At 59.8% G+C, this 14,038-nt stretch carries 13 protein-coding genes; 9 read left to right on the top strand and 4 right to left on the bottom strand.

Features of this window, described 5'->3' with window-relative positions; genetic code table 11:
* Positions 1-9 precede the first annotated feature (9 nt).
* The 4 genes from acnB to RS694_RS06390 form a co-directional block, all read right to left on the bottom strand.
* Positions 10-2,619: a bifunctional aconitate hydratase 2/2-methylisocitrate dehydratase gene (acnB, locus tag RS694_RS06405; RefSeq protein ID WP_029706824.1), complete on the bottom strand. Its 2,610-nt coding sequence runs from the start codon at positions 2,617-2,619 to the stop codon at positions 10-12.
* Between the two features lie 64 nt (positions 2,620-2,683).
* On the bottom strand, positions 2,684-3,235 hold the full coding sequence (locus RS694_RS06400; protein ID WP_051391778.1) for a hypothetical protein: 552 nt from the start codon (positions 3,233-3,235) through the stop codon (positions 2,684-2,686).
* Positions 3,236-3,250: 15 nt separating this feature from the next.
* A complete protein-coding gene (locus RS694_RS06395) occupies positions 3,251-4,303 on the bottom strand; it encodes an HpcH/HpaI aldolase/citrate lyase family protein (RefSeq protein WP_029706827.1) in 1,053 nt (350 codons plus the stop codon).
* A 12-nt stretch (positions 4,304-4,315) separates the two neighbouring features.
* Positions 4,316-5,302: a malate dehydrogenase gene (locus RS694_RS06390; RefSeq protein WP_029706828.1), complete on the bottom strand. Its 987-nt coding sequence runs from the start codon at positions 5,300-5,302 to the stop codon at positions 4,316-4,318.
* Between the two features lie 203 nt (positions 5,303-5,505).
* Between RS694_RS06390 and RS694_RS06385 the strand changes: the two genes are divergently transcribed.
* From RS694_RS06385 to leuC, 9 genes are all read left to right on the top strand, one after another.
* Positions 5,506-6,312: a GntR family transcriptional regulator gene (locus RS694_RS06385; RefSeq protein WP_051391790.1), complete on the top strand. Its 807-nt coding sequence runs from the start codon at positions 5,506-5,508 to the stop codon at positions 6,310-6,312.
* A 106-nt stretch (positions 6,313-6,418) separates the two neighbouring features.
* A complete protein-coding gene (gene sdhC / locus RS694_RS06380) occupies positions 6,419-6,862 on the top strand; it encodes a succinate dehydrogenase, cytochrome b556 subunit (RefSeq protein WP_029706830.1) in 444 nt (147 codons plus the stop codon).
* A 37-nt stretch (positions 6,863-6,899) separates the two neighbouring features.
* A complete protein-coding gene (gene sdhD, locus RS694_RS06375; protein WP_029706831.1) occupies positions 6,900-7,265 on the top strand; it encodes a succinate dehydrogenase, hydrophobic membrane anchor protein in 366 nt (121 codons plus the stop codon).
* 26 nt (positions 7,266-7,291) lie between these two features.
* Positions 7,292-9,079, top strand: a complete 1,788-nt coding sequence (sdhA, locus tag RS694_RS06370; RefSeq protein ID WP_029706832.1) for a succinate dehydrogenase flavoprotein subunit — start codon at positions 7,292-7,294, stop codon at positions 9,077-9,079.
* A 26-nt stretch (positions 9,080-9,105) separates the two neighbouring features.
* Positions 9,106-9,810: a succinate dehydrogenase iron-sulfur subunit gene (locus RS694_RS06365; RefSeq protein WP_029706834.1), complete on the top strand. Its 705-nt coding sequence runs from the start codon at positions 9,106-9,108 to the stop codon at positions 9,808-9,810.
* Positions 9,811-9,829: 19 nt separating this feature from the next.
* A complete protein-coding gene (locus RS694_RS06360; protein ID WP_029706835.1) occupies positions 9,830-10,132 on the top strand; it encodes an FAD assembly factor SdhE in 303 nt (100 codons plus the stop codon).
* A complete protein-coding gene (gene gltA / locus RS694_RS06355) occupies positions 10,119-11,429 on the top strand; it encodes a citrate synthase (protein ID WP_029706836.1) in 1,311 nt (436 codons plus the stop codon). The genes RS694_RS06360 and gltA overlap by 14 nt, the downstream gene beginning before the upstream one ends.
* Positions 11,430-11,604: 175 nt before the next feature.
* On the top strand, positions 11,605-12,540 hold the full coding sequence (locus RS694_RS06350) for a LysR substrate-binding domain-containing protein (RefSeq protein WP_029706837.1): 936 nt from the start codon (positions 11,605-11,607) through the stop codon (positions 12,538-12,540).
* A gap of 24 nt (positions 12,541-12,564) precedes the next feature.
* Positions 12,565-14,037: a 3-isopropylmalate dehydratase large subunit gene (leuC, locus tag RS694_RS06345; RefSeq protein WP_029706839.1), complete on the top strand. Its 1,473-nt coding sequence runs from the start codon at positions 12,565-12,567 to the stop codon at positions 14,035-14,037.
* The last annotated feature ends 1 nt before the right edge of the window (position 14,038 follow it).

The following is a 14,038-nucleotide window of genomic DNA, read 5'->3' as shown; positions in this document are numbered from 1 at the left end:
GCGAGTGCCTTATGCGGCCACACCATCCTTCACAGTTGCCGCAGACTCGGTGTAGTCATCAATCTTGTCAAAGTTCAAGTACTGGTACACCTTGTCGCTGGCAGCGGTCAACACGCCCATGTCGGCCAGGTACTCTTCCTTGGTCGGAATGCGGCCCAGCTTGGAGCAGATCGCGGCTAGTTCGGCGGAACCCAGATACACATTGCTGTTCTTGCCCAAGCGGTTGGGGAAGTTGCGGGTGGAAGTGGAGAACACCGTCGCGCCCTCCTTGACCTGGGCCTGGTTGCCCATGCACAAACTACAGCCCGGCATTTCCATGCGCGCACCAGCGCTGCCCAGCACACCGTAGTGGCCCTCGTCGCTGAGTTGTTTGGCGTCCATCTTGGTCGGTGGGGCGACCCACAGCTTGACCGGGATATCGCGCTTGTTTTCCAGCAGCTTGGAAGCCGCACGGAAGTGGCCGATGTTGGTCATGCAGGAGCCGATGAACACTTCGTCGATCTTGGCACCAGCGACGTCGGCCAATGTTTTCACATCGTCCGGATCGTTCGGGCAGGCCACGATAGGTTCGTGGATGTCGGCCAGATCGATTTCGATCACCGCAGCGTAATCGGCATCGTCATCGCCCTTCAGCAATTGCGGGTCCTTCAGCCAGGCTTCTTGCGCAGCAATGCGGCGGGCGAGCGTGCGGGCATCGGCGTAGCCATTGGCAATCATCCACTTCATCATGGTGATGTTGCTGTTGATGTACTCAATGATGGGCTCTTTGTTCAGGTGCACCGTGCAGCCAGCAGCAGAACGCTCAGCGGACGCATCAGACAGCTCAAACGCCTGCTCGACTTTCAGGTCTGGCAGACCCTCGATTTCGAGAATGCGGCCTGAGAAGATGTTCTTCTTGCCCTTCTTCTCGACAGTCAACAGACCCGCCTTGATCGCGTACAGCGGGATCGCGTTGACCAGGTCACGCAGGGTCACGCCGTTTTGCATCTTGCCTTTGAAACGCACCAACACGGATTCAGGCATGTCCAGCGGCATCACGCCGGTGGCGGCAGCAAACGCCACCAAGCCGGAGCCTGCGGGGAAGCTGATACCGATAGGGAAACGCGTATGGCTATCGCCACCGGTTCCGACGGTGTCGGGCAGCAGCAGGCGGTTCAGCCAGGAGTGGATCACACCGTCACCTGGGCGCAGCGAAATGCCGCCGCGGGTGCTGATGAAGTCCGGCAACTCGTGGTGCATCTTCACGTCCACGGGCTTGGGATAAGCGGCGGTGTGGCAGAACGATTGCATCACCAGATCTGCGCTGAAGCCCAGGCAGGCCAAGTCTTTCAGTTCGTCGCGAGTCATCGGACCGGTCGTGTCTTGCGAGCCTACGGATGTCATCTTGGGTTCGCAATAGGTGCCAGGGCGCACGCCCTGCTGTTCGCCATCGACCACCGGCAGACCGCAAGCACGCCCCACCATCTTTTGCGCCAGGCTGAAGCCCTTCTTGGTGTCTTCAGGGTTGGTTGGCAAACGGAACAAAGTCGAAGGTGCCAAGCCCAGGGCTTCGCGCGCCTTGGCGGTCAGGCCACGACCAATGATCAAAGGAATACGGCCACCGGCACGCACTTCATCAAACAGCACATCGCTCTTGACCGTGAACTCGGCAATCACCTTGCCATCCTTCAGCGCCTTGCCCGCGTAAGGCAGCAACTCGACCACATCGCCCATGTTCATCTGGCTCACGTCCAGCTCGATCGGCAGCGCGCCTGCGTCTTCCATCGTGTTGTAGAAGATGGGCGCAATCTTGGTGCCCAGGCAGACGCCACCAAAGCGCTTGTTCGGCACGTAGGGAATGTCTTCGCCGGTGAACCACAACACGGAGTTGGTCGCGGACTTGCGGGACGAACCCGTACCGACCACGTCACCGACATAAGCCACCAGGTTGCCGCGCGCACGCAGGTCTTCGATGAACTTGATCGGACCGCGCTTGCCGTCTTCTTCGGGTGTGATGCCGTCGCGCTTGTTCTTCAGCATCGCCAAAGCGTGCAGCGGGATGTCGGGGCGGCTCCAGGCGTCGGGCGCGGGGGACAGGTCGTCGGTATTGGTTTCGCCGGTCACCTTCAGGATGGACACGGTGATGCTTTGCGGGACTTCGGGGCGGCTGGTGAACCATTCGGCGTCGGCCCAGCTTTGCAGCACGGCCTTGGCGAATGCATTGCCCTTGTCGGCCTTTTCCTTGACGTCATGGAACTGGTCAAACATCAGCAGGGTTTTCTTCAAGGCTTCAGCGGCTTGCGAAGCAACCGCCGCGTCATCCAGCAAGTCCACCAACGGGCTGATGTTGTAGCCGCCCAGCATGGTGCCCAGCAGTTCGGTAGCGCGCGCACGGGAGATCAGTGTGCATTCTTCGGTGCCATGCGCCACGGCGGCCAGGTAGCTGGCCTTGACCTTGGCAGCATCATCCACACCGGCGGGAACGCGGTGCGTGATCAGTTCAACCAACGTCGCTTCTTCACCTTTGGGGGGCGCCTTCAGGAGTTCAATCAGCTCACCGGTCTGCTTGGCAGACAGGGGCAGTGGGGGGATGCCCAAAGCGGCGCGTTCGGCCACATGGTCTCGGTAGGCTTGCAACATGGTTCTCACTCCTTCTTAAAACAAAACACAGTAAAGGCCGCGTCAATATTGCGCAGCCAGCTATTTATTTGGTAGCAGTCACCACCGTTTGGGGGCCTGCCTGCGGTTTCACTTCGTCAGCGGGCTGGGCTACGACCACGGGGTCCAGTAGACCGGGCGGAGGGGTACGCTCCATGGCCTCAGCCACCAGTTGCTGCCCGGGTGTCATACAGCCGTCTGCCACACGTTTTCCCTGCTTATGGTCCATCAGCATGGACTTGTTGGTCAGTTGCAGCCACACCATGCCGGACGCTGCATTCTCCAGGCGCACAGCGCCGGTGCTGGTCAGCACGGGCTCCATGACATGCTGCTGCCGCCCTATCGTCAACAGGAAACGACCAGGCGACTCGGCATGGGGAGCAATGGCCACCGTATTGGACAGCTCACAAGGTATGGCGCCCACAAGCACCTTCTGGGCCACCAGCAAATGCTCGGCAGACAACTCTGTCAGGGGCAATGCCTCCGCGGCAGGCACCTTGAGGGCCCGCATTTTGGCCGATGGCGCCTTAGTTGCCGTCTGTGCCAGTACCAGTGATGGCAGCACAAGCAACACACTCCAGAGAATCCGTTTGAACATGGTGTTTTGTCCTCGTTAATGCACAGGGGCTGAAAAATACGCTTGCACTGCGTTCGGCATATTGCGGCCGGTCTGGTGCGCCCGCTCCAGCACCTGCCAGAAGTAGCGGTAACTCGCACGGTCATGCAGCTTGCCGCGCACCGCGATAGGCGCCCATTCCTGCTTTTGCGCCTGCAGCACGATGTCGCTGGCCTGCTCCACCTCTTCGGTCGACGGCGAAAATGCTTCCAATATCGGGCGTATCTGGTCGGGGTGGATGCTCCACATGCGGGTGTAGCCCAGCGCCTGCGACGCCATGCGGGCAGCGCGCTGCAAGATGGCCGTGTCCTTGAATTCCGTCACCACACAATGCGAAGGCACCTTGCCATATGCATGGCAGGCACTGGAGATATCTGTCTTGGCGCGCAGCACCAACGGGTGGTGAAACTGGTCGAAAGAATCCATATCACCCGCAGCACGCACGCCCATGGCCGACGCCGGAATGGCCCCGCCGTGGGACGACACAAAATCCATCAGCCCAAAACTGATAGACTCCACCCGAGGATGCGCCGCAATCTCAAATGCCTGTTGCACGGCAGCGGGAGACTCAATCAGTACATGCAAAGGCACAGGCGTGGACCGCACGCCCCAGGCGGCCGCATCAATGGCGGCAACGGCGCGCTCCACATCGGCGATGGATTCGACCTTGGGCACCATGATGTAGCTCAGGGCCTTGGCGGCACCGCCCAGCACGATCTGTACATCCGAGGCAAATGCCGGGTGGTCCACGGCATGTAGCCGAGCGCCGACACGGCGCGGCACCACATTTGCTATCAAATCAGGAGCTGCTTGCGCAGTATTGGCGAGGGCCACGACCATATTTGCATGATCAACTTCGCCGCCCACCGGGGCGCCGTCCTCGCAGTCCAGGGTCACGTCAAAGACGCAGGCCCCAAATTCCTCCATCATCTCGGCCTGCAGTTGCAGGCTTTTGACCATCCGCGCCTCCACGCCGCTGTAGTGGTCGCACACAGGTAACAAACCTGCTGCGCCCTGGGCGCCTAAGAGTACGTTGCGCGGATGGGCCACTGTAGCAGCCGATTACAGCAAGTGGGCGACGCCAGCTTGCTCGTCTTGCAGCTCTTTCAGCGTGACGTTGATACGCTCTTGCGAGAACGCGTCCACTTCCAGGCCTTCGACCAACTTGTACTCGCCACCTTCGCAGGTCACAGCAAAACCGAACATGGTGTCCTTGGGGATACCGTACTGGCCATCCGAAGGAATACCCATGGTGACCCACTTGCCATTGGTGCCCAGAGCCCAATCGCGCATGTGGTCGATGGCCGCGTTGGCAGCCGATGCGGCGGAAGACACGCCACGGGCCGCGATGATGGCCGCACCGCGCTTGCCCACGGTGGGCAGGAAGGTGTCTTTGTTCCAGACTTCGTCGTTGATCATCGTCTTGACGCTTTCACCCTTGATGGTGGCGAAGCGGTAGTCGGCGTACATCGTTGGCGAGTGGTTGCCCCACACGGTCATCTTTTCGATGTCGGCCACGGCCTTGCCGGTCTTGGCAGCGATCTGGCTCAGCGCGCGGTTGTGGTCCAGGCGCAGCATGGCGGTGAAGTTCTTGCGTGGCAGGCTCGGTGCACTCTTCATGGCGATGTAGGCATTGGTGTTGGCAGGGTTGCCAACGACCAGCACCTTGACATTGCGGCTGGCAACCTTGTCCAGGGCCTTGCCTTGGGCGGTGAAAATTTCGGCGTTGACGGCCAGCAGTTCGGCGCGTTCCATGCCGGGGCCGCGGGGGCGCGAACCGATTAGCAGTGCGTAGTCCACATCCTTGAACGCGGTCAGGGGGTCGCTGTGCGCTTCGATACCCACCAACAGGGGGAATGCGCAGTCTTGCAGCTCCATGATCACGCCTTGCAGGGCTTGCTGGGCTTTTTCCATGGGAACTTCCAGCAGGCTCAACACCACAGGCTGGTCTTTGCCCAGCATTTCGCCAGAGGCGATGCGGAACAGAATGGCGTATCCAATTTGACCGGCGGCTCCGGTAACGGCAACGCGAACAGGCTTCTTGCTCATGGTGAGAACTCCAGGAAGGGTTGTAAAAGTGTTGGGAAAGCGGTGACTGACAACGGCTTCACACAAAACGGGTGGAGCCCTGCAGAATGCGGGCAAGTTTACTCCCGATTTCCGCCCGAAGTCAATTTGTCTTATGTCTTATATAAGATATGATTCCACATCCATCCGCGCCTGACTTCAAGCTGACCACTGAAACCCCCGTCATGACCGCAACGCCCCCGCCACCCAGTGAAAGCGCAGCGCCTGCCAGCGCTCCAGTGGGTGCGCCTGCGGCTTCCGCAGCGACCCCCGCCTTCAGCCCGCTGTACCAGCAAATCAAGGTACTGATGCTACAAAGCCTGCAGTCGGGCGAATGGAAGCCCAGCACGGCCATTCCCAGTGAAATGGACCTCGCCGCCCGCTTCAAGGTCAGCCAGGGCACGGTGCGCAAAGCCATCGATGAACTGGCCGCAGAAAACCTGTTGGTACGCCGCCAGGGCAAGGGCACGTTTGTGGCTACCCATGCCGAGCACCATGTCCAGTACCGCTTCCTCAAACTCTTCCCCGACAACGGTGATCCCAACAGCGAAGGCCCGGCACAGCGCCAAATCATCGACTGCAAGCGTTTGCGTGCGTCCACCGACGTAGCGCGCGCGCTGGCGCTTCGCCAAGGTGACGCCGTGCTGCAGGTGCGCCGCGTCCTCTCATTTGCCAAGGTGCCGACGATTCTGGAGGATTTGTGGCTGCCCGGCACGCCCTTCAAAGGCCTGACCGCCGAGCGCCTGCGCGACTACGATGGCCCGATGTATGCGCTGTTTGAAACCGAATTTGGCGTGCGCATGGTGCGCGCCGAAGAAAAAATCCGCGCCGTGCTTCCAGATACAGAGCAATGCGCACTGCTGCAAGTCAACAGCCAAACACCGCTGCTGAGTGTGGAACGCACAGCCTACACTTACAACGACACGCCCATGGAAATGCGCCGCGGCCTGTACTTGACCGATACACACTACTATCGAAATACGCTAAATTGACAGGTCATTTGACGCAAGTCCGCAGTCAGATTGATGCGGTGCAATAGAATTTTGGTCTGTCGTTTGAATAATTACATAACAGTTACATCCAAGAAAGCCCATCCGCATGACTGAGCTTGCCTCCTCCCCCCGCGCCAAACGCCCGGAATTTCGCAACATCAACGCGCTGACCGATCTCCCTACCTACCGCCTGCCGCCCGCTGGTTGGGTCTCCATCCTGCACCGCGTCAGCGGCGCGCTGATGTTTGTGCTGATGCCTTTCATCATCTGGATGTTTGACACCTCCATCACGTCGGAAATCTCATTCGCCAAATTCAGCAGTGCCTTCACTATCGGCCTTGGATTTGTGCCCGGCTGGTTCTTCAAACTCGTGGCGCTGTCCCTGATCTGGGCCTACCTGCACCACTTCATCGCCGGCCTGCGCCACCTGTGGATGGACGTCAACCACGCGGTGAGCAAAGAATTTGGCCGCAGCTCCGCTATCGTGACCCTGGCTTTGAGCCTGGGCCTCACGGCGATTCTGGGCGCCAAGCTGTTTGGCCTGTACTAAGCCCGACCACACCCCATAACAACAAGGAATCCTGACCATGGCAGTGAACTACGGCTCCAAACGCATCGTCGTTGGCGCACATTACGGACTCCGCGACTGGCTGGCCCAACGCGTGACCGCCGCCCTGATGGCTCTTTTCACCCTGGTGGTGCTGGCGCAAGTCATCTTCTCCAAAGGCCCCATTGGGTACGACAAATGGGCTGGCATTTTTTCATCGCAATGGATGAAAGTGCTGACCTTCACCGTCATCGTCGCCCTGCTCTACCACGTGTGGGTCGGCATGCGCGATATCTGGATGGACTACATCAAACCCGTGGGACTGCGTCTCTCGCTGCAGGTGTTTTCCATCGTCTGGCTGGTCGGCTGCGCCGGCTGGGCCATCCAGGTTCTGTGGCGCGTTTGAGCGCCCGCTTCTTCAGGCTGTAATTCATGTCTACCTCCGTATCCAAAAGAAAATTTGACGTTGTCATCGTCGGCGCTGGTGGCTCCGGCATGCGCGCTTCGCTGCAACTGGCACGTGCCGGTCTCAACGTGGCCGTGCTGTCCAAAGTATTCCCCACCCGTTCACACACCGTGGCTGCACAAGGCGGCATTGGCGCCTCGCTCGGCAACATGAACGAGGACAACTGGCACTACCACTTCTATGACACCGTCAAGGGCTCCGACTGGCTCGGTGACCAGGACGCCATCGAATTCATGTGCCGGGAAGCCCCCAAGGTCGTTTACGACCTGGAACACATGGGCATGCCGTTCGACCGCAATCCCGATGGCACGATTTACCAGCGCCCCTTCGGCGGTCACACCGCCAACTACGGTGAAAAAGCCGTAGAGCGCGCCTGCGCCGCAGCCGACCGCACAGGTCACGCCATGTTGCACACGCTCTACCAGCAAAACGTGGCGGCCAAGACCAGCTTCTTCGTCGAATGGATGGCACTCGATTTGATCCGCGACGCTGATGGCGACGTGGTTGGTGTGACCGCACTGGAAATGGAAACCGGCGACATCCACATTCTGGAAGCCAAGACCACCCTGCTGGCGACCGGCGGCGCAGGCCGCATCTTTGCCGCCTCCACCAACGCCTTCATCAACACCGGTGACGGACTGGGCATGGCAGCACGCGCTGGTATCCCGCTGGAAGACATGGAATTCTGGCAGTTCCACCCCACCGGCGTGGCCGGCGCCGGCGTGTTGCTGACCGAAGGCTGCCGCGGCGAGGGTGCGATTCTGCGCAACAGCAATGGCGAACGCTTCATGGAGCGTTATGCGCCTACCCTGAAAGACTTGGCCCCCCGCGACTTCGTGTCCCGCTCCATGGACCAGGAAATCAAGGAAGGCCGCGGCTGCGGCCCCAACAAGGACTACATCCTGCTGGACATGACCCACCTGGGTGTGGAGTCCATCATGAAACGCCTGCCTTCGGTGTTCGAGATCGGCCACAACTTCGCCAACGTCGACATCACCAAGGAACCGATTCCCGTGGTGCCCACCATCCACTATCAGATGGGCGGCATTCCGACCAACATCCACGGCCAGGTCGTCACGCAAGACGCCAACAACCAGAGCCAAGTGGTCAATGGTTTGTACGCTGTAGGCGAATGCTCCTGCGTGAGCGTGCACGGTGCCAACCGCCTGGGCACCAACTCCCTGCTCGATTTGCTGGTATTTGGCCGCGCTGCCGGCAACCATATCGTCGAGTTCAACAAGAGCCGCACCCACAAGGCGCTGCCCGCCAATGCCGCAGACCAGACCCTGGCCCGCGTGGCACGTCTGGACAACGCGACCGACGGTGAATACGCCCAGGACGTGGCCAACGACCTGCGCGCCGCCATGCAGCAACACGCTGGTGTGTTCCGCACCCAGGCCATCATGGACGAAGGCGTCGCCAAGATCGCCGCTCTGCGCGAGCGGGTGAAGAGCATCGGCCTCAAGGACAAGTCCAAGATTTTCAACACTGCCCGCATCGAGGCGCTGGAAGTGGAAAACCTGATCGAAGCAGCGCAGGCCACCATCGTGTCCGCCGCAGCACGCCATGAAAGCCGTGGCGCGCACTCGGTCGACGACTACGGCGACACACCCGAACACCCGAACGGTCGCAACGACACCGAATGGCACAAACACACGCTGTGGTACAGCGAAGGCAGTCGCCTGGCCTACAAGCCGGTGCAAATGAAGCCGCTGACAGTGGATTCCGTGCCTCTGAAGACGCGTACTTTCTAAATCCGGACCTACCCGAGCGAACCACCATGACCAAACGCACTTTCAAGATCTACCGCTACGATCCGGACACCGACGCCAAGCCCTACATGCAGACCATTGAAGTGGAGCTGGATGGCCACGAGCGCATGCTGCTGGATGCGCTGATGAAGCTCAAGGCACAGGACCCCACCATCAGCTTCCGCCGCTCATGCCGCGAAGGCGTGTGTGGTTCTGATGCCATGAACATCAATGGCAAGAACGGCCTGGCCTGCCTGACCAACATGCTTACGCTCAAGGGCGACATCATCCTGAAGCCCCTGCCCGGCCTGCCGGTGGTGCGTGACCTGATCGTCGACATGACGCAGTTCTTCAAGCAATACAACTCGATCAAGCCCTACCTGATCAACGACAACGTGCCGCCCGAAAAGGAACGCCTGCAGTCGCCCGAAGAGCGTGAAGAGCTCAACGGCCTGTACGAGTGCATCCTGTGCGCGAGCTGTTCGACGAGCTGCCCCAGCTTCTGGTGGAACCCCGACAAGTTCGTCGGCCCCGCCGGTCTGCTCCAGGCCTACCGCTTCATCGCGGACAGCCGCGATGAAGCCACCGCCGAACGACTGGACAATCTGGAAGATCCCTATCGCCTGTTCCGCTGCCACACCATCATGAACTGCGTGGACGTCTGCCCCAAGGGGTTGAACCCCACCAAGGCAATTGGCAAGATCAAGGAAATGATGGTGCTGCGCGCCGTTTAAGGTGCAGCATCCTGAGTGCATGGACAACGAACTGATCGACGAACGGGCACGCAGCAAGCTGGTATGGCGATGCCGCCGCGGTCTGCTGGAGAACGATCTTCTGATCGAACGGTTTTTCAAGCGCTTTGGTGCGTCGTTGACGGTCAGGCAGGCCAACGCCTTGGGCGCCCTGATGGACCTGAGTGACAACGATCTGCTGGATGTGCAATTGGCACGGAAATCGCTGGCCCAGGTGGACGCTGAACTGGACCGCGCGGACGTGCAAGAAGTTTTGAGTATGTTGAAAGAACCCCCTGAAAGGCAAGTAAATGAAATTAGCTGACAACAAAGCCACCCTGTCGTTCAGTAACGGCAGCCCCAGCGTAGATTTGCCGGTGTACCACGGCAATGTGGGCCCCGATGTTGTGGACATTCGCAAGCTTTACGCACAGACCGGTATGTTCACTTACGACCCGGGCTTTTTGTCCACCGCGTCGTGTCAGTCGGCCATTACTTACATCGATGGTGACAAGGGCGAACTGTTGTACCGTGGTTACCCCATTGAGCAGTTGGCGACCAACTGCGACTTCATGGAAACCTGCCACCTGCTGCTGTACGGGAACCTGCCCAATGCCGCAGGCAAGGTCGAGTTCACCCACCGCGTGACCCAGCACACCATGGTCAACGAGCAGATGCAGTTTTTCCTGCGTGGCTTCCGCCGCGATGCCCACCCCATGGCCATCATGACCGGCCTGGTGGGCGCTCTGTCGGCCTTCTACCATGACAGCACCGACATCACCAACCCAGAGCACCGCGACATTTCCGCGATCCGCCTGATTGCCAAGATGCCTACGCTGGTGGCCATGGCTTACAAGTACACCGTCGGCCAGCCCTACATGTACCCGAAGAACGAGCTGAGCTATGCCGGCAACTTCCTGCACATGATGTTTGCTACGCCTTGCGAGCCCTACGTCGTCAACCCCGTCATTGAGCGTGCAATGGACCGCATCTTCACGCTGCATGCCGACCACGAACAAAACGCGTCCACCTCCACCGTGCGCCTGTGCGGCAGCTCCGGCACCAACCCGTTTGCAGCCATTGCCGCTGGCGTGGCCTGCCTGTGGGGCCCTGCCCACGGCGGTGCCAACGAAGCCTGCCTGAACATGCTGGAAGACATCCAGCGCATGGGTGGTATCAGCAAGGTTGGCGAATTCATGGAAAAGGTCAAGGACAAGAACTCCGGCGTCAAGCTGATGGGTTTTGGCCACCGCGTTTACAAAAACTACGACCCACGCGCCAAGCTCATGCAGGAAACCTGCAAGGAAGTACTGGCCGAATTGGGGCTGGAAAACGACCCGCTGTTCAAACTGGCAATGGCTTTGGAAAAGATTGCCCTGGAAGACGACTACTTTGTGCAGCGCAAGCTTTACCCCAACGTCGACTTCTACTCCGGCATCGTGCAGCGCGCCATTGGCATTCCTGTGCCACTTTTCACCGCAGTGTTCGCGCTGGCCCGTACCGTGGGCTGGATCGCTCAGTTGAACGAAATGATTGGCGATCCCGAATACAAAATCGGCCGTCCACGTCAGTTGTTCACCGGTGCAGTGCGCCGCGACGTGGCCCCTATCGGCCAACGTTAAGCCGCACGTCGTAAACGTAAAAACCCACCCGGTGGTAACACCGGGTGGGTTTTTACATTCCAGGCCACAAAAATCAGCTCTGGGAATGACAGTCATCTCGAAAAACGATGTCAAAAATCTTTTTAAAGGGTGAAAATAATGATTCATCGTAAAACGCGATGGCATTTAACGCCCCATGAAGAACTCTGAACGCAGTTTCGCTCGCCGCATGGATCTGACTTCGCTGCAGCTCTTTGTAGCCGTCTGCGAGCTGGGCAGCATTGGCAAGGCGGCTGAACGCGAATTCATAGCCCCGTCTGCCGTGAGCAAGCGCCTCAGTGACCTGGAAGCCAATCTGGATACGGTTTTGCTATACCGCCATACCCGTGGCGTAGACCTGACCCCGGCCGGTGAAAGCCTGCTGCACCACGCGCGTACTGTGCTGTTCAGCCTGGAAAAAATGCAGGGCGAGCTCAGTGAATACGCGGACGGTGTGCGCGGCCATGTGCGCATCCACGCCAGCATCTCGGCCATCGTGCAGTTTTTACCGGAAGACCTGGGCGCCTTTATCCGCCAGCATGCGGAAGTAAAAATTGATTTGGAAGAACACCTCAGTACCGAGGTCATCCGTGCGGTCCAGGAAGGCGCCGCCGACCTGGGCATCTGCAATACGGCCAACGGTATCGGCGAGTTGCAGCGCCACGCCTATCGGCAAGACCAGTTGGTCATGGTGGTGCCCAAAGGCCACGTGCTGGCCCAGCAGCCCGCCATCGCTTTTGAAGACGCTTTGGCCTTTGACCACGTCGGCCTGCACTCCAACAGCTCCATCTATCTGGCCATGCGCGAAGCGGCCGCCCAATTGGGGCGCTCGGTCAAACTGCGCATCCAGGTCACAGGCCTGGATGCCATGTGCCGCATGATCCACAACGGGCTGGGCATTGGCGTTATGCCCTTACAGGCGTTCCAGCTCATGCGCGGCGTGGGTGAACTGGTATCTGTAGCGCTCACCGACATCTGGGCAACACGCCAGATCGACCTTGTGGCGCGCGATTTTTCGAGCTTGCCGCGTACCGCCCGCCTGCTGGTGGACCACCTGACCGCATCGGCCCAGCCCCAACCCCTCCAAGCATAAAATCCAAGACCACGAAGGAAAACCATGGCCAGCACCAGCACACCCAACACCGGCCGTACCCTGTACGACAAATTGTGGGACGACCACGTTGTCCATACTGAAGACGACGGCACCTCCATTCTGTACATCGACCGCCATTTGGTGCACGAAGTGACCAGCCCGCAGGCCTTTGAAGGCCTGCGCGTGGCAGGTCGCAAAGTCTGGCGTGTCAGCTCCATCGTCGCCACCGCCGACCACAACACGCCCACCACCGGCTGGGAACGCGGCTACGACGGCATCACCGACCCGACCAGCAAGGAACAGGTCACCACGCTGGACAGCAACATTGCTGAGTTCGGCTCCGCCGCCTACTTCCCGTTCCTGTCCAAACGCCAGGGCATCGTGCACGTCATCGGGCCCGAGAACGGTGCCACGCTGCCTGGCATGACTGTTGTCTGTGGCGATTCGCACACATCAACCCACGGTGCCTTCGGCGCATTGGCACACGGCATTGGTACCAGCGAAGTCGAGCACGTGATGGCCACGCAAACACTACTGGCAAAAAAGGCCAAGAACATGCTGGTGAAGGTCGACGGTTCGGTCGCCAAAGGCATTACCGCCAAGGACATCGTGCTGGCCATCATTGGCAAAATTGGCACGGCTGGTGGCACCGGCTACACCATCGAATTCGGTGGCTCGGCCATACGTGCACTGAGCATGGAAGGCCGCATGACCGTCTGTAACATGGCCATCGAAGCTGGCGCACGCGCTGGCTTGGTGGCCGTAGACGAAAAGACGATTGACTACGTCAAAGGCCGCCCTCTCGCCCCTGGCCACAGTGCCATCAACGGCGATGCTGCCGCCGTGGAGTGGGACCAAGCCGTTACCTACTGGAAGACGCTGCACACCGATGTCGGCGCACATTTCGACACCGTGGTGGAGCTCGATGCGACGCAGATTTTGCCGCAGGTCACCTGGGGCACTTCGCCTGAAATGGTGCTTGGCATTGATGGTCGCGTGCCAGACCCGGACAAGGAAAAGGACGCCAACAAGCGCGGAGCCATTGAGCGCGCGCTCACCTACATGGGCCTGGAGCCCGGCAAGGCACTGGACGACTTGTTCGTCGACAAGGTGTTCATTGGCTCCTGTACCAATAGCCGCATTGAAGACATGCGCGAAGCCGCGGCCGTGGTGAAGAAGCTGGGCCAAAAAGTGGCCAAAAACATCAAGCTGGCCATGGTGGTGCCCGGCTCCGGTCTGGTGAAAGACCAGGCCGAACGCGAAGGTCTGCACGAAATCTTCAAGGCCGCAGGTTTTGAGTGGCGCGAACCCGGTTGCTCCATGTGCCTGGCCATGAATGCCGATCGGCTGGAGCCCGGCGAGCGCTGCGCCTCCACCAGCAACCGCAACTTCGAAGGCCGCCAGGGCGCCGGTGGACGCACCCATCTGGTCAGCCCCGCGATGGCTGCGGCTGCCGCCATCCATGGCCACTTTGTCGACATCCGTAAATTCAGCTAAG

The organism is Rhodoferax saidenbachensis (assembly GCF_001955715.1).
GTDB classification, from domain to species: domain Bacteria; phylum Pseudomonadota; class Gammaproteobacteria; order Burkholderiales; family Burkholderiaceae_C; genus Allorhodoferax; species Allorhodoferax saidenbachensis.
This window is presented reverse-complemented; position numbering and strand designations above follow the sequence as displayed.